The 19,528-nt window shown below is 65.5% G+C and carries 17 protein-coding genes and 1 pseudogene; 5 read left to right on the forward strand and 13 right to left on the reverse strand.

Annotation, left to right across the window (positions count from 1 at the left end):
• Nucleotides 1-111 precede the first annotated feature (111 nt).
• Nucleotides 112-1,716, forward strand: a complete 1,605-nt coding sequence (locus tag QX124_RS12850; RefSeq protein WP_315783943.1) for a glycosyltransferase family 39 protein — start codon at nucleotides 112-114, stop codon at nucleotides 1,714-1,716.
• Nucleotides 1,717-1,763: 47 nt separating this feature from the next.
• Here QX124_RS12850 and QX124_RS31865 read toward each other — a convergent pair whose 3' ends face one another.
• The 6 genes from QX124_RS31865 to QX124_RS12875 all read right to left on the reverse strand — a co-directional run bounded on the left by QX124_RS31865 (nucleotide 1,764) and on the right by QX124_RS12875 (nucleotide 6,501).
• Nucleotides 1,764-2,297: a putative immunity protein gene (locus QX124_RS31865; protein WP_409997688.1), complete on the reverse strand. Its 534-nt coding sequence runs from the start codon at nucleotides 2,295-2,297 to the stop codon at nucleotides 1,764-1,766.
• Between the two features lie 87 nt (nucleotides 2,298-2,384).
• On the reverse strand, nucleotides 2,385-2,714 hold the full coding sequence (locus QX124_RS12855) for an HPr family phosphocarrier protein (RefSeq protein ID WP_315734997.1): 330 nt from the start codon (nucleotides 2,712-2,714) through the stop codon (nucleotides 2,385-2,387).
• The gene (locus tag QX124_RS12860; RefSeq protein ID WP_315797343.1) at nucleotides 2,711-3,112 is read right to left on the reverse strand and encodes a PTS sugar transporter subunit IIA; all 402 of its coding nucleotides are present in this window, start codon (nucleotides 3,110-3,112) and stop codon (nucleotides 2,711-2,713) included. Before QX124_RS12860 ends, QX124_RS12855 begins: the two co-directional genes overlap by 4 nt.
• Nucleotides 3,113-3,307: 195 nt before the next feature.
• Entirely contained in the window at nucleotides 3,308-3,769 is a 462-nt protein-coding gene (locus tag QX124_RS12865; protein ID WP_315797344.1) for an HPr kinase/phosphatase C-terminal domain-containing protein, read from the reverse strand.
• Nucleotides 3,766-5,571 (reverse strand): sensor histidine kinase, encoded by a 1,806-nt coding sequence (locus QX124_RS12870; protein WP_315734990.1) that lies wholly within the window; start codon nucleotides 5,569-5,571, stop codon nucleotides 3,766-3,768. The genes QX124_RS12865 and QX124_RS12870 overlap by 4 nt, the downstream gene beginning before the upstream one ends.
• A gap of 228 nt (nucleotides 5,572-5,799) precedes the next feature.
• Nucleotides 5,800-6,501: a response regulator transcription factor gene (locus tag QX124_RS12875; RefSeq protein ID WP_006611449.1), complete on the reverse strand. Its 702-nt coding sequence runs from the start codon at nucleotides 6,499-6,501 to the stop codon at nucleotides 5,800-5,802.
• Between the two features lie 214 nt (nucleotides 6,502-6,715).
• Here QX124_RS12875 and QX124_RS12880 point away from each other — a divergent pair, with 214 nt between their 5' ends.
• Nucleotides 6,716-7,441 carry a HugZ family protein gene (locus QX124_RS12880; RefSeq protein WP_315735716.1) on the forward strand — a complete coding sequence of 242 codons (726 nt, stop codon included), beginning with the start codon at nucleotides 6,716-6,718 and terminating at the stop codon, nucleotides 7,439-7,441.
• 608 nt (nucleotides 7,442-8,049) lie between these two features.
• Nucleotides 8,050-9,663 (forward strand): phosphoenolpyruvate carboxykinase, encoded by a 1,614-nt coding sequence (locus QX124_RS12885; protein ID WP_315734988.1) that lies wholly within the window; start codon nucleotides 8,050-8,052, stop codon nucleotides 9,661-9,663.
• A gap of 160 nt (nucleotides 9,664-9,823) precedes the next feature.
• On the opposite strand, the gene QX124_RS12890 is transcribed toward QX124_RS12885, so the two are convergent.
• From QX124_RS12890 to QX124_RS12900, 3 genes and pseudogenes are all read right to left on the reverse strand, one after another.
• Nucleotides 9,824-10,642, reverse strand: coding sequence for a thioesterase family protein (locus QX124_RS12890; RefSeq protein ID WP_315797345.1), 819 nt, complete (start codon nucleotides 10,640-10,642; stop codon nucleotides 9,824-9,826).
• A 106-nt stretch (nucleotides 10,643-10,748) separates the two neighbouring features.
• Complete coding sequence (locus QX124_RS12895; RefSeq protein ID WP_315797346.1) at nucleotides 10,749-13,256, reverse strand: glycogen/starch/alpha-glucan phosphorylase; 2,508 nt, start codon at nucleotides 13,254-13,256, stop codon at nucleotides 10,749-10,751.
• Nucleotides 13,257-13,477: 221 nt separating this feature from the next.
• Nucleotides 13,478-13,781, reverse strand: a pseudogene (locus QX124_RS12900) (GIY-YIG nuclease family protein).
• 186 nt (nucleotides 13,782-13,967) lie between these two features.
• On the opposite strand from QX124_RS12900, the gene QX124_RS12905 reads away from it, so the two are divergent.
• Nucleotides 13,968-14,399, forward strand: coding sequence for a hypothetical protein (locus QX124_RS12905; RefSeq protein WP_315753838.1), 432 nt, complete (start codon nucleotides 13,968-13,970; stop codon nucleotides 14,397-14,399).
• A gap of 105 nt (nucleotides 14,400-14,504) precedes the next feature.
• On the opposite strand, the gene QX124_RS12910 is transcribed toward QX124_RS12905, so the two are convergent.
• Both QX124_RS12910 and pyrE read right to left on the reverse strand, forming a co-directional pair.
• Entirely contained in the window at nucleotides 14,505-15,323 is an 819-nt protein-coding gene (locus tag QX124_RS12910; protein ID WP_315773612.1) for a DUF2865 domain-containing protein, read from the reverse strand.
• Between the two features lie 188 nt (nucleotides 15,324-15,511).
• Nucleotides 15,512-16,069 carry an orotate phosphoribosyltransferase gene (pyrE, locus tag QX124_RS12915; RefSeq protein WP_315734978.1) on the reverse strand — a complete coding sequence of 186 codons (558 nt, stop codon included), beginning with the start codon at nucleotides 16,067-16,069 and terminating at the stop codon, nucleotides 15,512-15,514.
• A gap of 169 nt (nucleotides 16,070-16,238) precedes the next feature.
• Between pyrE and QX124_RS12920 the strand changes: the two genes are divergently transcribed.
• A complete protein-coding gene (locus tag QX124_RS12920) occupies nucleotides 16,239-16,865 on the forward strand; it encodes a glutathione S-transferase family protein (RefSeq protein WP_315783933.1) in 627 nt (208 codons plus the stop codon).
• Between the two features lie 129 nt (nucleotides 16,866-16,994).
• Here the strand turns inward: QX124_RS12920 and QX124_RS12925 are convergent, their stop codons facing one another.
• Together QX124_RS12925 and QX124_RS12930 are read right to left on the reverse strand one after the other, a co-directional pair.
• A complete protein-coding gene (locus QX124_RS12925) occupies nucleotides 16,995-17,630 on the reverse strand; it encodes a LysE family translocator (RefSeq protein ID WP_315797347.1) in 636 nt (211 codons plus the stop codon).
• Between the two features lie 84 nt (nucleotides 17,631-17,714).
• Nucleotides 17,715-18,914 carry a glycosyltransferase family 87 protein gene (locus tag QX124_RS12930; protein WP_315797348.1) on the reverse strand — a complete coding sequence of 400 codons (1,200 nt, stop codon included), beginning with the start codon at nucleotides 18,912-18,914 and terminating at the stop codon, nucleotides 17,715-17,717.
• Between the last annotated feature and the right edge of the window lie 614 nt (nucleotides 18,915-19,528).

The raw sequence follows: 19,528 nt of genomic DNA on the forward strand, positions 1-19,528 counted from the left end.
GCGCAGATAGCACCCCGAGCCCCCAACCAGCAACCATATTGCTGAATTTCCAGGGCCTTTCTTCACGGCAAGCTGATTCCCCGGGCGCTGAAAACAGGCTACCGAGGGCGGATGTCGAGTACCTCTCTCCCGCCTCTCGCGGCGCGCATGCGCGGCCGTCTCGGACCGCGGCGAATCTCCGCCTGGCTGGTGGCGCGCGCCACGGCGCCGGCAACGTCGATCTGGGTCGTCATCGGCTTCGCGGTGGTCCACGCGGTGCTATGGACCGCGATCCTCACCAATCTGAAGGCAGCGCAGGACGTCCACATGGACGTCGCCGAGGCCTATGCCTGGGGCAGCCGCTTCCTGCTCGGCTACGGCAAGCATCCGCCGCTGTCGGGCTGGATCGCCGGGCTGTGGTTCGCAGTGTTTCCGGTCAAGGACTGGGCGACCTATGCGCTGGCGATGGCCGTGAATGGCAGCGGCCTCGTGATCGTCTGGCTCGCGAGCCTCAAGGTGGTCGACCGCCGCCGCGCCTTCTTCGTCGTGGTGATGGTCGCGCTGTACCCGATCTTCAATTTCAAGGGCTTCAAGTACAACGCCGACCTGGTTCAGCTGCTGACCCTGCCGCTGTTGGTGCTGGCCTATCTCAACGCGTTCGAAAAGCGCAGCGCCGCCTCCGGCCTGTGGCTCGGCCTCGCCGGCGCGGCGGCGCTGATGACCAAATACTGGGTGCTGACCATGATCGGCGCCATCGGCCTTGCGGCGCTGCTGCACCCGGAACGGTTGCGCTTCCTGGCGTCGCCCGCGCCGTGGGTCGCGATCGTCACCATGCTGGTGGCGATGATCCCGCATCTGGTCTGGCTGTGGCGGGTCGATTTCGTCGCCATCACCTATGCCGGGGATGTCTATACGCTGTCGGACCGCGGCCGGGCTGCCGAGCTCGTGCTCGGCTATGTCGGCCACAATCTGGCGCTGCTGGCTTTGCCGGTGGCGCTGGCGGCGCTGGTGATGGCCTGGCCGCCGCGATTCGCCTTCCGCAACTGGCGCGGCGGTCCCAATCCCGGCGTGAATGTAAGCCAGGCGATCAATGTCTGGCTGGTGCAGGCGATCGTCGCCGTCGGGCCGCCGCTCGGCGGGCTCGCTTTCACGATCTACATGAAGACCGATTGGGGCATCTCGCTGTTCTTCCTGGTGCCGCTGGCGCTGGTCGCGATCCCCGCGCTGCGGCTGCGGCGGGTCATGGTGCCGCGGCTCGCCGCCGTCTGGCTCGTCCTGTCGCTGCTCACGCTGATCGCCTCGCCCTGGATTGCCCGGCGCGAGATGGCCGCCAATCCGAACGGCGCCACCGGCTATGGCGCCCGTTCGGAGCTGGCGCGGGAGCTGACCAAGGCCTGGCACGCCCGGTTCGGCTCGCCCTGGCCCCTCGTGGCCGGCTTTTCCGAGATGAACACGCCGATGACCTTCTATAGCCCGGACCACCCGCGGCCGTTCACGGTGCCCACCACGGCGGAGGAGACCTGGAGTTCCGGCCTGAGCACGCTGGAGGACCTCAAGCGCGAGGGATTCATCGGCATCTGCGACACCACCGACAACCGGATCGCGGCCTGCGAGGCCTGGATGGCCAAGGAGGCGCCGAAGGCCGAGCCGCTGGTGATGACCACCCAGCGCTTCTTCCACGGCCAGGCGGGCCCTGCAATCGTTTGGAAGGTGTATATTCAGGGACCGGAGAGATAGCTCCGCTGCCGTACCGGCCAAGCGCTCCTGCGCGCGAGGCCTCCCGATCACCGGAGCAGGGTATCGAGCTGGCGGATCAGCTCTCCGACCCGGCCTCCCCCGGGCGGTGCACCAGGATAACGTCTGAGGACGTCCACGACCTCTTGAGAAGCGAGAAGCCGTGATCGCGCGAGGTAGTCAGCGCCGACGGCGGGAACGTCTCCGGCTGAGATTTCGAAAGCTCGCGCCGCGTGGCCGGCAGCTCCGAGGATGTGCTTGACCTGGGAAGGGTTCGGGAGGGGATGAAGAAAGCCCGCGCCCGCCGCGGCGAGGGCAGCGCGAGCGGCCTCATAGGCCGCGCGCAACCCCTCATCGCGGGCCTCGATTGCCGCCCGCTGCGCCGCCCACGCGCTATCCCGTAGGGATTTGCTCCGATTCCCACCGCTCGCAAAGCTTCGGGCGGCCTGTATTGCGGCTCGTGCGCGAAGATCATCCGGTCGGTCGCGTTCGAAGATCGCCAGCGCCGGAAGTGCAGAGAGGGCTGCGTATTCAGCCACGGCTCGCAGGTCTGCCTCGCTCAGCCGAATAGCGCTATTGGACATGCCATCCTTACCGCGTCGCTATGCGAGGATAGGCGCACATCGGGTAGAATGCCCATTGCGGCAGGCAAAGCGAGGTTCGGGAGTCCCTCACACGCCTTCTTCGTGGAACTTGTCGTTCACCAGGTCGGTGATCGCCTGCAGCGCGGCCTCCGCCTCGGGCCCGGTGGCGGACACCAGGATCTTGGTTCCCGGCGCCGCCGCCAGCATCATCAGGCCCATGATCGAGCGGCCGCCGACGGTCTCGCCGCCGCGCGTCACCCAGACCTCGGCCTGGAACTTTTCGACCATCTGCACGAATTTCGCCGAGGCCCGCGCGTGCAGGCCGCGCTTGTTGGTGATCAGCAGCTCTCGCGAGAGGGCTCCGGCAGGGACCGCCGGGCCGGCGACGTTGTCCTGCGGGGCGTCCTCGTCGCTCATTTGCCGGCGAGCACGCGGCTGGCGATGGTGACGTATTTGCGTCCCGCCTCCTGCGCCATGGCGATGGCGTCGGGCAGCGAGCGCTCCTCGCGCACCTTGGCGAGCTTGACCAGCATGGGCAGGTTGATGCCCGCGAGCACCTCGACCTGGGGCCGGCTCATGCAGGAGATGGCGAGGTTCGAAGGCGTGCCGCCGAACATGTCGGTGAGAATGGCGACACCGTCGCCGGTGTCGACGCGGTTCACGGCTTCGATGATGTCGCTGCGACAGAGATCGGAATCATCGTCGGCGCCAATCGTGACCGCTTCGATTTGTTTTTGAGGGCCCATGACGTGTTCCAGCGCCGCCTTGAACTCGTCGGCGAGGCGCCCATGGGTCACCAGTACCAGGCCAATCATCGGATACTCCTCGCGGGCGCCTTGGGTGCACCGCACGAACGCGCCACTTTGACCATCCGGAGCCCCCGCGCAAGAGGGCATATTCGCGAGCCTCCCGGATTCTGGCATACAGAATGGGAGCTGGCGGCGGTCTAATCGGTCGCGATAGTGGGGCTGATATGGTTACCAATTTGCTCCACACAATCGGCCGAAAGATTACCGGAACATGAAAGTCGGAGTGGTAATAAGCGCCGCTACAACCAACGGGAGGGGTGGAAAACCCGGCCCAACCGGTATGCGTGGCAATTTGATACCGTTGAGATGAATGCGAAGCGATTCGGCGTTCGGCAGGCGGGCGGCTTCCTCGGCCATCAGGTCGACCACCAGCCCCAGTTTCGCCTCCGACACATGGTCGCAGGCGCGGATTCCAAGGCCGCGGATCTCGATCAGTCCGGCCAGAGCGGGTGCGGGACTTACCCACATTTCCCCGCCGCGTGTGGCGAGATGAACACGGTCATCGCCCACCAGAACCGTCGGCGGCAGCTGTCCCGCGCGTCCGGCGAGCATCAGATCGAAGGCGAGACGGGATTTGCCGGACCCGGAGGGACCCCGGATCAGGACGGCCAGTTCCCCCACCTGGACGGCAGACGCATGGATGCTCGCCGCTTCGTTCGTCACGACGCCGGCAGCCGGACGATGAAGCGGGCCCCGGCTGAGGTCGGATGTCCGTCGGCGTCGACCGGGCCGGGCCGGTTCTCGGCCCAGATCCGCCCGCCATGGGCGTCGATGATCTGCTTGGAGATCGATAGGCCCAGGCCGGAATTCTGGCCGAAGCCTTGGTGCGGCCGGTCGGTATAGAACCGCTCGAAGATGCGCTGCAGGGCGTCCTCGCGAATGCCTGGACCGTCATCATCGACCGTGATCTCGATCTCCGAGCGCACGCGCCGGCAGGTGATGCGCACCTTGCCGCCGGCGGCGGAGAACGACTGCGCGTTCGACAGCAGGTTGGAGATCACCTGGCCGAGCCGCGAATCATGACCGGGCACCGAGAACGTGTCGTTGGCGCCGCGGCCCTCGAACCGGACCTCGACGGCGACGTCGGTGCCGAGCTTGGTCTCGTTGGCGACCGAGGTCAGCGTGTTCAGGAGGCGGCGCAGATCGACCAGGGTCATGTCCTGGCGCTGCAGCTCGGCATCGAGCCGGCTGGCGTCGGAAATGTCGGAGATCAGCCGGTCGAGCCGCTTCACGTCGTGCTCGATCACGGCGAGCAGGCGGGCGCGGCTGTTGTCGTTGCGCGCCAGCGGCAGGGTCTCGACCGCCGAGCGCAGCGAGGTCAGCGGGTTCTTGAGCTCGTGGGCGACGTCGGCGGCGAACATCTCGATCGCCTCGATGCGGTTGTAGAGCGCGTCCGTCATGTCGCGCAGCGCGCCGGAGAGATGGCCGATCTCGTCGCGGCGGCGGGTGAAATCGGGAATCTCGACGCGGGTCTTGATGCGGCGGCGGACCCGCTCGGCACTGTCGGCGAGCCGGCGCACCGGCCCGGCGATGGTGCTGGCGAGCAAGAGCGACAGCACGATCATGACCGCGGAGGCAACACCGCCGACCTTCAGAATGGCGAGACGCTCGGCGGTGACCATCTGATCGATGTCGTCGCCCTGCGTCGACAGCATCAAGGCGCCGTGGATGGTGCGCGAGCGCTGCACCGACACCGCGACCGAGACGATGACTTCGCCGCGCGAATTGACCCGGACCATGCTGCGCTTCTGGCCCTTCAGCGCGTCGGCGACTTCCTCGTAGCCGTTGCCGTTCTCGGGGCCATATTCGCGGTACAGCGGCAGGTCGCCGCGATTGAGCCAGGTGCGTACCGAGATCAGCGCGCGCTCGACGAAGCCGGGCTTCTCGCTCGACGGCGGTGGCAGGTCGAAGCGCAGCACGTTCTCGAGATTGCGGCTATCGAGCAACAGGCCGCCATTCGGGTCATAGATGCGTGCGCGGGTCTTGGTCGGCGAGATCAGCGTGCGCAGCACCGGCGCGACGCGTTCCGGATTGATCGGGAAGTCGAGCGGCGAATATTCGTCCGGCGCGCCGTAGCTCTCGCCGGGCTTGAGATCGAGCAGGCGCTCGGGATCGATGGTGATGGTGTTGGTCTGCACGGTGGCCGAGGCGGCGATGGCGCCGGCGATGATCTCGGCCTGCACCAGAAGGCTCTGCGCGCGCGCATCGATCAGTCCGGCGCGGAACTGCGACAGGTACAGAATGCTTGCAACCAGTGCGAGCAGGCCGGCGATGTTCAGCGAGACGATGCGGCGGGTGAGGCTCGAGAACGACAGCGCGAACAGGAACTGTCCGGCGCGGCGCAGCCAGCTCAGCGGACGCTGCCAGCCGGAGACCTGCGGGGTCTCGTCCGCCGCCTCGGACGCGATCGTCGCCGCGGCGTCGTGGGCATTCACGGCTGGGTCAAGCTGCGTGCGATCGAGCAATGTGAGTGCTCCGATTCCGAATTTCGTAGGGGTCGTGCGGCGAATTCCCGTGAGAACTCGACTTGCCGCACCCGAATTCGCCGCAACAATGGCCCCGTTCCGGCATCTGCGCTCGGACAAACGCGCAGGAGGCGTAGCCTATCCAATCGAGACCGCGACGTCAGCGCGCAATTTCGCATGACGTCGCGCAAGGCAATGCTTCAGGTCCCTTGCTTCAGAGCTATCGTTTCAGGTTTCCTTGAAGCGATAGCCGACGCCGTAGAGGGTCTCGATCATCTCGAACTCCTCATCGACCATCTTGAACTTCTTGCGCAGCCGCTTGATGTGGCTGTCGATGGTGCGGTCGTCGACATAGACCTGGTCGTCATAGGCCGCGTCCATGAGCGCATTGCGGCTCTTGACCACGCCCGGACGCTGCGCCAGCGCCTGCAGGATCAGGAACTCGGTGACGGTCAGCGTGACCGGCTCGTTCTTCCAGGTGCAGGTGTGACGCTCCGGATCCATGCGCAGCAGGCCGCGATCGAGCGCCTTGGCGTCGTTCTCCTTCGGCAGCGCCGTCGGATCCTTCGGCTGCGAGCGACGGAGCACGGCCTTGACGCGCTCGACCAGCAGGCGCTGCGAGAACGGTTTGCGGATGAAGTCATCCGCACCCATCTTCAGGCCGAACAGCTCGTCGATCTCCTCGTCCTTGGAGGTGAGGAAGATCACGGGCAGGTCGGACTTCTGCCGCAGCCGCCGCAACGTCTCCATGCCGTCCATGCGCGGCATCTTGATGTCGAGGATGGCAAGGTCGGGTTGGCTGGTCCGGAATCCGTCGAGCGCCGATGCACCATCGGTATAGGTCATGATGCGATAGCCTTCGGCCTCGAGCGCGATCGAGACGGATGTCAGAATGTTACGGTCGTCATCGACCAAGGCGATTGTGGGCATGAGCCTGCTTTCAGAGTCTGGTTAGCCGAGACACGAGAATCGAGCTAAGGGCCGCATAACTGGGCTTCGAACATGGTCAACGAGCAATGCAAGCTGGGCTGAAGTGTGACCGAGTTCCACAAATAGCATGGCAAAGTTTGTGCCCCGCCCAAGTTTGTGGTCCGTTTAGCCGAAAAAAGGCCTTCATTGCAACTGCTTGGACGAGGGAAAGATGATGTCTGCGAGCTTTAACCCTAACCGCGTGACGCATTCCCTGCTGCGCCGGAGCCGGCAGGGCGCACTTGCAACCTTGATGGTTGGCTCGGGCGATCCCTACTGCTCGCTGGTCAATGTCGCTACTGCGTCCGATGGTGCTCCGATCATCCTGATCTCGCGATTAGCCGTGCACACCAGGAATGTACTTGCCGATTCGCGCGTGTCGCTGATGCTCGATGAACGCGCGCCCGGCGATCCGCTCGAAGGTTCGCGCATCATGCTGTCGGGAAAAGCCGAGCAGGCCAGCGACGACAATCGCGAGATGCTGCGCCGTCGGTATCTCAATGCGCATCCGTCTGCTGCGGACTACGCGGATTTCGCCGACTTCTCGTTCTTCGTGATTCGCCCGTCAGGCACGCATCTCGTCGCCGGATTCGGCCGCATCGTCGATCTCAAGCCCGAGCAGTTTCTCACGGATATATCCGATGCTGACGAACTGATTCTGGCAGAGCAGGGCGCCGTCGATCACATGAACGAAGATCATCGCGAGGCGCTCGCCCTCTACGCGACGACGCTGCTCGGCGCCGAAGCCGCGGAGTGGCGGTGTAGCGGCTGTGACCCGGAGGGATTGGATCTGATGGCCGACGGCAGGACGCTGCGGCTGGAGTTTCCCGAGCGCGTGACCACGCCCGGGGCATTGCGCAAGATGCTGGTGAGGCTTGCTGACGAGGCACGCGCGAAGTGAGGTGTAGTTCGAGCGGGCTTTGATGGCTGTGCTCATCGTCTCGTGACGAAAGACCGTGAAGTTCACCCATGAACGCAGTTTGTGGTGAAGCTCGATGTGCACGCTCCCTGCCCAGCAGAAGGTGAGCGCCGCGCAAACCCATGGCGTGGGCGCGAGTGAGCTCGTTGACGTCGCGGCCGGGAGAATCGGATTAAGTGATCCCGCAAGCGCGAGACAATCGTGAATGGAAGCTGGCTGATCGGGTGGGCGACGACACGGCTAATCACCGACGCATTTCGTCGCTCGGTCTTCGCTTGCCCACGCGAATTCGTCGATTTGAGCGTCGTTCGTCGTTCTCGTGAAACCCAACCGCGCTGATATATCTGTTGCGTTGCAGCATCTCGGCGGAGCGCAGGCGGCTGCCGCTGGAATGTGCATGACGCGGCAAAACATGAGCTACGTGCATCACGGCTTGCCAATAACCAATTGGGCCGGATCGTCTTGGCAAGACCAGCGTTGATCAGTATTAGGTCGGCGACCGCGCTTCGATAAGGCGATGTAACGGCAACGGTCACCGCGCAACGCGCGCGACTGCGCGCAACAGATGCGGGCTCTCAGGAGGGATCTTCGTGCAAGAGACGGGTATTCGCAACGGCGCCTTCGGTGCCGACAAGTTCGGCTTAAAGAACCTCAAGCAGGTGCACTGGAATCTCGGCGCTCCTCAGCTCTATCAGTATTCGCTGGCGGCGGGCGAGGCTGTGCTGTCGGCCGACGGAGCGCTGTGCGCGGATACTGGCGAGTTCACCGGTCGCAGCCCGAAGGACAAGTTCACGGTGCGCGACGCCTCCACCGAAAAGATGTGGTGGGCGGGCAACCAGGCGATCACGCCCGAGCAGTTCGAGGCGCTGCATCAGGACTTCATCAAGCACGCCGAAGGCAAGACCCTGTACGCGCAGGACCTCTATGGCGGCGCCGATCCCACGTTCCGGATCAAGACGCGCGTCTTCACCGAGCTCGCCTGGCACTCGCTGTTCATCCGCACCCTTCTGATCCGCCCCGAGACCATCGAACTCGACACCTTCGTGCCGGAGCTCACCATCATCGACATGCCGAGCTTCCGTGCCGATCCGAAACGTCATGGCGTGCGCTCGCAGAACGTCGTCGCGATCGATTTCACCCGCAAGATCGTCCTGATCGGCGGGTCTTATTATGCCGGCGAGATGAAGAAGAGCGTGTTCACGACGCTCAACTACTATCTGCCCGAGCGCGGCGTGATGCCGATGCACTGCTCGGCCAATGTCGGGCCGAAGGGCGACACCGCGGTCTTCTTCGGCCTGTCCGGCACCGGCAAGACCACGCTGTCGGCCGATCCGAACCGCACCCTGATCGGCGACGACGAGCATGGCTGGGGTCCGTCCGGCGTGTTCAATTTCGAGGGTGGCTGCTACGCCAAGTGCATCAAGCTGTCGAAGGAAGCCGAGCCGCAGATCTTCGCGGCGTCGACCCGCTTCGGCGCCGTGCTCGAGAACGTCGTGCTCGATGAGGATACGCGCGTTCCCGATTTCGACGACGGCTCCAAGACCGAGAACACCCGCTCGGCCTATCCGCTCGACTACATCCCGAACGCCTCGCGCACCGGCCGCGCGCCGCATCCGAAGAACGTCGTGATGCTCGCCGCCGACGCCTTCGGCGTGCTGCCGCCGATCGCAAAGCTCTCGCCGGCCCAGGCGATGTACCACTTCCTGTCGGGCTATACCGCCAAGGTCGCCGGCACCGAGCGCGGCTTGGGCTCCGAGCCGCAGCCGGAATTCTCGACCTGCTTCGGCTCGCCGTTCCTGCCGCTCGATCCGTCCGTCTACGGCAACATGCTGCGGCAACTGATCGCCGACCACAATGTCGACTGCTGGCTGGTCAACACCGGCTGGACCGGCGGCAAGTACGGCACGGGCTCGCGCATGCCGATCAAGGTGACGCGTGCGCTGCTGACGGCGGCGCTCGACGGCAGCTTGCGCAACGTCGAGTTCCGCACCGACAAATATTTCGGCTTCGCGGTGCCGACCGCGCTACCGGGCGTGCCGACCGAGATCCTCGACCCGGTCAATACCTGGAAGGACAAGGCCGAGTTCGACAAGACTGCGCGCGCGCTGGTCGGCATGTTCCAGAAGAATTTTGCCAAGTTCGAAGCCCAGGTCGATGCCGAGGTCCGTAACGCCGCGCCGGATCTGAAGCTGGCGGCGGAGTAGGGCTGCAAACGACAAGGGGGCGGTCGCGTTGCGGCTGACCCCACATTTTCCCGCTCCGCCCCGTTCAATGCACGAGAGGCGCGAGCTCAAGCCATACCCACAGCTGTCGTCCCGGCTCAAGGCCGGGACGACGCCGTCTTCTTGGCTTGCGTCCCGGCTTTCACGCCTTGAAATACGCGATCTGCGTTGTCGTCGCGAGCAGGCGGCCGGAGGGTGACCACAGCTCGCCATGCTGGTCCTGATAGCTGCGGTTGAAGATCTTGGCATCGGCCGTCGCGAGCACGTGCGTGATGTCCTCGGCCGCGAGCTCGTCCCGGCTGACGTGGGAATAGGTCGTCAGCGACACCGTGCCGAACGGCACCAGCTCGCCGCGGGCGTGGAAGACGCGGCCGAAGAAGGCGTCCGACATCGACAGCAGCGACAGGCAGTCGAGCTTGCGCGGCTTGCGGTCGGAGATCCAGAGCCGGGAATAGCTGCTGTGCGGCTCACCCGTCGCTGACGCGCCGAACGCGGGGCGCCCCTCGATGAAGCGGAAATCGTACTGCTTGGTCCAGGACATGTTCGTGTCGGGATGACGCTTGACCTGGTCGAACGGCGGCGCCTCGGGCTTTGTGGCCGGCTGATGCGACCAGGACGGCCGGCGCTCGGCGAACACGGCGGTGGCGAGCGTCGCCGCGTCTGCATCACCCTGGCTGAGCTCGACGCACCAATGCTGCGAGGAGCGGTTGGCCTTCACCAGCCGCACGTCGAGATCGAACGGCCCTTCCGCGATCGGCGCGCAATAGTTCACCGTCACCGCCAGCGGATCGCCCTGGATTTGCGGGTGCTGGATCAACGCGCGCAGTACGGTCGCCGCCGTGACGCCGCCAAACGGGCCGACGAAGGCCCAGTAGTCCGGGCTGGTCCGGCCCTGCCAGCGGCTGTCGCCGGCGGTGACGCGGGTCGCCTCGTCGAACAAGTGAACTGGCGGTTCGGTCATGCATTCCTCCCGACGGTCATCGTATGATGGCCGTCAGGTGAAAAGCAATCGAAGGCCTTTGCAATGACGTCATGGGTCATTGCTGAAGGCGGGAGGGAAGGGCCCTTCACGCCCGCTGCGCTTGCACCGGCGCCATCACCGGGCCGACCGGCACGTTCCAGATGTCGTCGGCATATTCGCGGATGGTGCGGTCGGAGGAGAACCACGCCATGCGCGCGACGTTCAGGATCGAGGCGCGGGTCCAGGCCGGCACGGTCTGCCAGCGTGCATCGATGCCGCGCTGGGCCTCGTAGTAGGAATCGAAATCGGCCGAGACCATGTAGTGGTCGAGATGGCGCAACGCATGCGCGATCGGCTCGAACCGGCCGGGCTCGTCCGGCGAGAACGCGCCGGTCGCGATCGCATCGATCGCGCGCGCCAGCCGCGGTGACCGGTGGATCACGTCGGACGCGTCCAGCCCCTGCTTGCGGCGGAGCATGACCTCGTCGGCCTCCATGCCGAAGATCGCGATGTTGTCGGCGCCGACATTGTCGCGGATCTCGATATTGGCGCCGTCCAGCGTGCCGATGGTAAGGGCGCCGTTCAGCGCCAGCTTCATGTTGCCGGTGCCGGAGGCCTCCATGCCGGCGGTCGAGATCTGCTCGGACAGGTCGGCCGCGGGAATGATCGTTTCCGCCAGGCTGACATTGTAGTCGGCCATGAACACGACCTTCAGCTTGCCGCCGATCGCGGGATCGTTGTTGACGGTGTCGGCGACGTCGTTGATCAGCTTGATGATCAGCTTGGCGTAGCGGTAGCTCGCCGCCGCCTTGCCGGCAAAGATTTTCACCCGCGGCACCCAGTCGCGTTGCGGGTCGTCCTTCATGTCCTGATATAGCGCGACGGCTTCGAGGATGTTCAAGAGCTGGCGCTTGTATTCGTGAATGCGCTTGATCTGCACGTCGAACAGCGCGCCCGGATCGAGACGCACGTTCATGCGCTCGACGATCAGACGCGTCAGCAGCACCTTGTTGTGATGCTTCACCGCGCGGAACTTCTGGTGGAAGCTGGCGTCGGCAACGTAGCTCTCGAGGCTCGACAGCAGCGTCGGATCGTCGACGACGGCGTCGCCGCAGGCCTCGCGCAAGAGGTTCGTCAGCTTGGGATTGGCCAGGGTCAGCCAGCGGCGGAAGGTGATGCCGTTGGTCTTGTTGGTGATGCGGCCGGGATAGAGATGGTTGAGATCGTGGAACACGGTCTCCTTCATCAGGTCGGAATGCATCGCCGAGACGCCGTTGATGCGGTGCGAGCCGACGAAGGCGAGCTGGCCCATGCGCACGCGACGGCCGCTCTTCTCGTCGATCAGGGACACCGAGGCGCGGTAGTCGATGTCACCCGGTGCGCGCTGCTCGGCGAGCGCGAGATGCTGCGCATTGATGTGGTAGATGATCTCGAGATGCCGCGGCAGCAGCCGCTCGAACAGCTCGACCGGCCAGGTCTCGAGCGCCTCCGGCAGCAGCGTGTGGTTGGTGTAGGACAAGGTCGCGATGGTGATCTTCCAGGCCTCGTCCCAGCGGAAATTGTGCAGGTCGACCAGGATCCGCATCAGCTCGGCCACGGCGAGCGAAGGATGCGTGTCGTTGAGCTGCACCGCGGCCTTCTGCGCCAGGCTGCGCAGCTGGCCGTCGGAGCCGAGATGGCGCTTGACGAGATCCTGCAGCGAGGCCGAGACGAAGAAATATTCCTGGCGCAGCCGCAGCTCGCGTCCTGCCGGGCTCTCGTCGTTCGGATAGAGGAACTTGCAGATCGCCTCGGCGCGCGCTTCTTCTGCTGAGGCGCCGAGATAGTCGCCGGAGTTGAAGACGTCGAGCTTCAGCGGGTCTGGCGAGCGAGCCGACCACAGCCTGAGCGCATTCACATGCTGGCCGCGCCAGCCGACGATCGGGGTGTCATAGGCGACCGCCTGCACGGTCTCGCCGGGGTGCCAGATCGCGCGGTCGCGGCCCTTGTCGTCGACATGCTCGACGCCGCCGCCGAAATGGACGTGATAGACCACCTCTGGGCGCTGGAATTCCCAGGGATTGCCGAACGACAGCCAGACGTCGGGATATTCGTGCTGCCAGCCGTCGACGATCACCTGGCGGAACAGGCCGAAATCATAGCGGATGCCGTAGCCGATCGCCGGGATCTGCAAGGTCGCCATGCTCTCCATGAAGCAGGCCGCGAGGCGGCCGAGGCCGCCATTGCCGAGCGCGGCGTCCGGCTCGCATTTGCGCAGGTCCATCAGGCCGACGCCGAGATCGCCGAGCGCGGTCTCGAACACCTTCATCAGGCCCATGTTGTTGAGCGCGTCGGTGAACAGGCGGCCGATCAGGAATTCGAGGCTGAGATAGTAGACGCGCTTGCGCCCGGCGTCGTAGCTCTCCTTGTCCGCGGTCAGCCAGCGATGCACGATGCGGTCGCGCAAGGTCAGCGCCGCGGCGTGGTACCAGTCTTGCTGCGTCGCCTGGCTCGCTTCCTTGCCGATGGCGAGGCGAAGCTTGGCCAGGATGTCGCTCTTGATCTCCGCGACCGCCAATTCGTCGACGGGCTGGCCGGTGCTTACGAAGCTGCGCTGGGACGGCTGATCTGTCACCTTGGAAACCTGTGATGCTACGAGGAACCGGTAAAAGCATACGATGGTTGCGCGCGGTCCGAAACCCGGGGAAAGGCTGGTCCGCACAGCTAGGTGATGGAAAATGATGCAAAAACGGGGCCGGAGTTCCGGGGGCGGAACACGCTGGCGGCCGGTTGCATATGCGGTGATGTTGAAAGGACTCTCCACATCGTCATCCCGGCGAAAGCCGGGATCCAGACTCACCGGCCGAGGATGAGGCCCGACAAGTCACTCCAATCGGGGTTGTCCCTTTCAATCAGCTCGACCTTCCAGTCGCGGTGCCAGTTCTTGAGCTGCTTCTCGCGAGCGATCGCCTCGATCGGAGTCGGAAAGCTCTCGACGTGAACCAGGCGAAAAACCTTGTACCTGCTGACGAACTTGGCGCCTCGCCCGGCACGGTGGTCTTTCGAGGCGCCTTCTGACATCATTGGTGATGCCGATGTACAGCGTGCCATGATGCCCGCTGCCAAGAATGTAGACCGTCCATGCGGCCTGGGTGCTCATCGGTCCGTGCAAACCAAAGGGCTGCGGTGGCTCTGGGTCCCGGCTCGGGGGCCGGGACGACGATAAATCAGCACTTCCTTTTTCCGCAAGAACAAATTAAGAACAATTCAGCAGACGATCGATTATCCTGATTGCGATTCGATCCGCCCCAGACAAGCCGGCATCAGTGCATCCCGCGAGGACACCATGTCCCATATCGCCTTCGATCCCCTGGCCCTGACCCGCATTGCCGATTTCGCGCGCAGCCTGACGCGGCTGCACAAGACGGCGCGGCGGCGGGCCGTCGACGACGACCAGATCGACCGCGCTTTCAACGCGGTGTGCATGTCGGTCTGGGGCTACACCACCGACGACATTTCCGACGACCTGTTCTCGGCCACCGACCACACCTTCCTCGATGGCCTCGACGAGGCGCGAGCGCGCATCTTCGCCGCGGAGCAGGGCTATGACCTGGTCGACGACGAGGGCATGCTGACCGATTGGTGGGGCTTCTGCTGGATGATCCTGGCCGAGAAGCGCGGCCTGCTGACGCCGGACAACCGCGCCGCCGCCCGCGCGGCGATCGAGGAGAAATATCTGGAAGCGCCGAACGTCATCGGCGTGATCGTCGCGCGCTAGCCCTGGCCGTCAGTCCCGGCGGACAGTGCGCGCTCAAGCTCCAGAGGTCGCTGTGCCGAGCCGGCCTGCACCGACGCCGGCGCTGCGCCTTGGCGCAGCGCGTGTTCAATTCACATCCGCCTGCTTCAGCCGGCTTGCGGCGGGCTTTGGCGCGATGCTCAGGGGCGGCGGTGCGGCGCTGACATTGACGTCCGCCGGCAGAGCCATGGCCTGCGCGTCTGCGCCGACCATGTCGGCGCGCACCGGCGCGACCTTCATCTCGCTCAGCTTGGCCCGCATGTCCGAGTTGAGCCCGGGATAGGACGCGACCGGCTTGAAGTCGGCCGGCTGGCCGCCGCTGCCGCGCGCGCCGGAATAGGCCACCAGCCCGTCGGCCGTGGCGACGACGTCCCCCTGGCGCAGCGAGGTGTCGAGCGACAGATCGACCGGCGCCAGCCCGGCCGGATCGCGGCCGTTGCAGGTGCAGTCGGCGCGCAGCGCCTGGCGATAGGCGAACGCGTTCTCGCTGTCGGCATAGCGTTCCCCGTTCGCCGCCGTGGCGTAGTCGATGTTGGAGCCGAAATAGATCTTGGTCGCACTGGCCGGGCAGAACGCCTGGCACATCTGCGCCGGCGAGGCGAGGCCGCGCGCCAGCGGAAAATAGCGGCCGTCGCAGGTGCGCACGCAGAACGCTGCGCCCGATCCGCCGCTCGCGGCGCGCGGCTGGGCGGGGGCCTGCGGGTTGGTGCCGAACGGATCGGCGAAGAGGCCGCCTTGCGCCGCCGGCCGCTGCGATTGCGGCTTGTTGAAGCCGCCGAACAGGAAGTCGAACAGGCCCTGGGCCGACGCCATCCGCGGCGCCAGCGCGCCGGCCGCGACGAGGCCGACCGTCGCCGCGACAGCGACGTGGCGGGACCTCCGCCGAAACGACAACACGCTACGCAACGCCCGCTCCATCGCCAGGATCTTCACCGCAAAGCCACGCCGTGACGCGGCAACCCGCGTCGCTCGATCATGTGCGATCGAACGCGCCTTGCCCAAGGCATGGCGCCATCAGCTTTGCGGTAACCTTAACGGGCGTTGGTAAATGAGCGGTATGCGCGGGCGGCGAATTGCGCCGCGCGCCAAGCGCCTCAGAGGAATTCGTGCGCCTTGAAGAGCGCCTGGAACGGCAGGCCGGCCTGGGCGAAGGTCTCGGCGGCGCCTTCCTCGCGGTCGACCATCGTGAACACCAGCGTCACCTCGGCGCCGGCCTCGCGCAGGGTTTCCACGGCCTTCATCGCCGAGCCGCCGGTGGTGGTGACGTCCTCGACCACGACGATGCGCTTGCCGGCCAGGGTCTCGTCGCGGGTTAGGCCCTCGATCGCGAGCCTGGCGCCATGCTCCTTCGGCTTCTTGCGGACGAAGAAGGCCGCGATCGGATGGCCCTTGATCCAGGAGATCTGGGCGATCGCGCCGGCGAGCGGCACCGCGCCCATCTCCAGGCCGCCGATATAATCGAAGCCCTCGTCCTTCAGCGCCTCATAGGTGAGCTCGGCGAGCAAGGTGGCGCCCTCCGGGTCCATCATGGTCGGCTTCAGGTTGAAATAGAAATCGCTCTTGCGGCCGGAGGCCAGCGTGACCTCGCCACGGCCGAACGAGCGCCTGCGGATGATCTCGAGGAGGCGGGCGCGGGAGGCGGATTTGGACACGGCGTTTTCCCCTGAGGGTGGATTCTTGGGTGGCGCAATCTATCGGGGGCGGGCGGCGGAGACCAGCCGCCACGATGTCCCATCAACAACGGTACGTTTGAAGCCGGATGCAGTTTCGAGCTAATGGGAGCCCGCGACCAAGCAAGGACGATTGGGAAGGATGCCCCGCATGACGATCGAGCTGTACACCTGGAACACCCCGAACGGGCGCAAAATCTCGGTCGCGCTGGAGGAGATGGGGCTGCGATACCGCGTCGTTCCGGTCGACATCACCAAGGGCGCCCAGATGGCGCCGGAGTTCCTGGCGATCAGCCCCAACAACAAGATTCCCGCCATCGTGGATCCGGACGGCCCCGACGGCAAGCCGGTCAGCGTGTTCGAATCCGGCGCCATCCTGCTCTATCTGGCTGAGAAGACCGGGCAGTTCCTGCCGAGATCCCTCGCCGAGCGGATTCCGGTCTATGAATGGCTGATGTGGCAGATGGGCGGCTTCGGCCCGATGCCCGGCCAGGTGCACCATTTCATCGCGCTGACCAACGAGCAGGACCGCGCCTACGGCCTCAAGCGCTACATGGCCGAGACGGTCCGGCTCTATGGCGTGCTCGACCGCCGGCTGGCGCAGCACGAGTTCGTCGCCGGCGCGCTCTCGATCGCCGACTTCGCCATCCTCGGCTGGGCTTGGCGCCACCCCCGCCACAAGGTCGATCTGGCCGACTTTCCCCACGTCGAGCGCTGGTACGATACCCTGATGGCCCGCCCCGCCGTGAAGCGCGGCATGGAGGCGAAGCTGGACTGAGAAGCTCATCGGCCGTTCTTTGCCGACGATGACTTCCGAGATCTTTCCGCACGCGCGGTGCCCCCTCTCCCGCTCTTGTCCGCCTTTGCCGGGAGGCTTCGGCGGACAAGGTGGGGGAGCCGATGGAAATCACCCCCGCCGCGCCTCCAGCGCCATGCGCACCGCAAGTCCCGCGAGCACCGTGCCCATCAGATAGCGCTGCACCAGCGCCCAACTCGGCCGTGTCGCCAGGAACAGGGCAATCGATCCCGCCGCCATGGCGATCATGGCGTTGACGCTGACGCTGATCACGATCTGGATCGCGCCGAGCACCACCGACTGCGTCAGCACGCCGCCAACAGCGGGATCGATGAACTGCGGCAGCAGCGCCAGATACAGCATCGCGATCTTCGGGTTCAGCAGGTTGGTGACGAGCCCCATCAGGAACAGCCGGCGCGGGCTGTCGATGGCGAGCTTCCTCACCTGGAAGGGCGAGCGTCCGCCCGGCCTCACCGCCTGCCACGCCAGATAGAGCAGGTAGGCCGCGCCGGCGAGGCGCAGCGCGTCATAGGCGAACGGCACGGCAAATAGCAGCGCGGTGATGCCGAACGCCGCCGCCAGCATGTAGACCAGAAAGCCGACGGCAACGCCGCCGAGCGAGACCAGGCCGGCGGCGTGGCCCTGCGTGATCGAGCGCGAGATCAGATAGATCATGTTCGGCCCTGGTGTCAGCACCATGCCGAGCGAGACGAGGGCGAAAGCGAGCAGGGAGGATGTGTGCGGCATGACTGGTTCGATGATCGGGATCTCTGCCGCTGCTTTAGCGCGGACGATCACGCATCGTCATCCGGTCAATTGCACCGAGAGCAATCAGCCCGCCGCCGGCGGCGTCATGTTCAATGCAGGGGCGCGCCGGCTGGAGCGGTCGAACACACCGGCGATGCTCAACGCCAGCAGGACCAGCAGAATGGCCGCCGCGAGCGGCACGGAGTGCACGATCATGGCGAGCAGGCAGGCTCCCAGCGCGATCACGAGGCCGATCTCCAGCGGCGGGATCGGCTCGCCGGCGTCGCTCCGCGCCTTCCAGTGGATCGCAATCCCCGCCGCCACCATCGGCATGTCATAGATCATCGCATAGGGCGTGGCGATGATGCTGCCGACCGCGACCAGCGCGCTCGCCTGCTCCGTCATGCCGCGTCGCCAGGCATCCCAGACCATCACGACGATGGAGCAGGACAACAGGAGCTGAACCAGGTAGCCGATCGGCGGCGGCGCGCCGAGCGCGTGCAAGCCAGCGATGACCGTCGGCATCATGTGATCGAGGCTGGCCTGGTTGGCCTGCAATTGCGCCTGATAGCTCGGAAACTTCACGACCCATTCGAGCCAGATCCACGGATCGAGCGCAGCGCTACTGACGACGGCGACGATCACGGTCGTGGCGATGGCCGAGAGGATGGCGCGCCAGTTGCGTGACGCCAGCAGCACGACCGGCATCAGCAGCACGAATTGTGGCTTGTAGGCGAGCAGGCCAAGCAGCGTGCCGGCAACGATCGGGTGGCGCGCGAGCAGGCGCAGTCCGCCGATCAGCAAGGCCGCCGAGAGAAAGCCGTTCTGGCCGGTGATCGCGTTGATCAGCGTCGTCGGCGCCGCGAGCAGCGCCAGAGAGGTTAACGAGCGCCAATCGCGCCCCAGCGTCGCCAAGCCATAAAGCGCGAAGGTGACCGAGATCCAGCAGACATAGGCCACCGGCAGCGCCAGCATGCCCAGGGGTATCAGCACCAGCAGGAAGGTCGGCGGATAGGGATAGGGAAAGCCGCCGCCGCCCAGCGTCGGATCCAGCGCCTGCTGATAGCGCGCGAGCGCAACCGGATCGTAGATGCTGGCGCCGGACAGCGCGGCAAATCTGCCGAACGACCATAGCCCGAAGAAGTCGCCAAACGCCGGCTGCGGCGACGACAGCGCCCAGCCGACGAGATAGGCGCCGTTGTAGAGCGCCATCGCGACCAGCAGGATCAGCACCGCGCGCCGGTCGCGCGTCTTGGGGTGAGCTGCGGATGAGGTCGCGGTCATGGAGCTCTTCGTTCGCGCCCTCGGCGCAGTCGTGGCATGGGGATGATCGGAGCTGTCAGCGATCGCTCGCGTGCGGTGCCTCTCCAACCTTGCCAGGGTGCGCTGCACGCCGTGTTACCGTCCGTCCATCCGGCCAGGCGCGATCTCATCGTGCCTAACGAGGGGTAAAATCGCCGCGTTCCGAGTGACCGTGGACAGGGGACGGGGTCATCGCTCCGCATCGGGCAACGCGCTCGTCAAGATTTATATTGCTATTTTTCCGAAGTCGTGCTCTATTCAGCGCATCCCGTCCTCATGCAGAGGGGCGTACGCGTCGTCACGATACGTTGAGGCGGGGAGCGGTGGCCGTGGGCCTGTCAGGTGCTGATGCACTGGACGATTGGCAGCTCGCGGACGTTCAAGCCGTGTGGTCCTGGCGCCCCGAAGCTGGCGCCAAGCCTGCGTGACATCACGTGTCGCGCTGGTGACGGGGGCAAACAAGCCGGTCCCCGGGGAGAGCTCGGAGCAGACGTTAAGCCCATCGCGCAGGGAGGGCCGGGGGCGGGCTCAAGCGGTGGTCGCAACACCAAGTGTTTTCATTCGTGACAGCAGCTCGTCAAGCGCCTCTGCTGGAG

Origin of the sequence: Bradyrhizobium sp. SZCCHNRI3043, from assembly GCF_032377735.1 — a bacterium.
GTDB lineage: Bacteria > Pseudomonadota > Alphaproteobacteria > Rhizobiales > Xanthobacteraceae > Bradyrhizobium.

What these genes read in the sequence shown, in the direction of transcription:
- QX124_RS12920 (WP_315783933.1), top strand. Translation starts at nt 16,239, where the DNA reads ATGACGATCGAGCTGTACACCTGGAACACCCCGAACGGGCGCAAAATC.
- QX124_RS12850 (WP_315783943.1), top strand. Translation starts at nt 112, where the DNA reads ATGTCGAGTACCTCTCTCCCGCCTCTCGCGGCGCGCATGCGCGGCCGT.
- QX124_RS31865 (WP_409997688.1), bottom strand. Translation starts at nt 2,297, where the DNA reads ATGTCCAATAGCGCTATTCGGCTGAGCGAGGCAGACCTGCGAGCCGTG.
- QX124_RS12880 (WP_315735716.1), top strand. Translation starts at nt 6,716, where the DNA reads ATGTCTGCGAGCTTTAACCCTAACCGCGTGACGCATTCCCTGCTGCGC.
- QX124_RS12925 (WP_315797347.1), bottom strand. Translation starts at nt 17,630, where the DNA reads ATGCCGCACACATCCTCCCTGCTCGCTTTCGCCCTCGTCTCGCTCGGC.
- QX124_RS12930 (WP_315797348.1), bottom strand. Translation starts at nt 18,914, where the DNA reads ATGACCGCGACCTCATCCGCAGCTCACCCCAAGACGCGCGACCGGCGC.
- QX124_RS12875 (WP_006611449.1), bottom strand. Translation starts at nt 6,501, where the DNA reads ATGCCCACAATCGCCTTGGTCGATGACGACCGTAACATTCTGACATCC.
- QX124_RS12860 (WP_315797343.1), bottom strand. Translation starts at nt 3,112, where the DNA reads ATGATTGGCCTGGTACTGGTGACCCATGGGCGCCTCGCCGACGAGTTC.
- QX124_RS12905 (WP_315753838.1), top strand. Translation starts at nt 13,968, where the DNA reads ATGTCCCATATCGCCTTCGATCCCCTGGCCCTGACCCGCATTGCCGAT.
- QX124_RS12855 (WP_315734997.1), bottom strand. Translation starts at nt 2,714, where the DNA reads ATGAGCGACGAGGACGCCCCGCAGGACAACGTCGCCGGCCCGGCGGTC.
- QX124_RS12890 (WP_315797345.1), bottom strand. Translation starts at nt 10,642, where the DNA reads ATGACCGAACCGCCAGTTCACTTGTTCGACGAGGCGACCCGCGTCACC.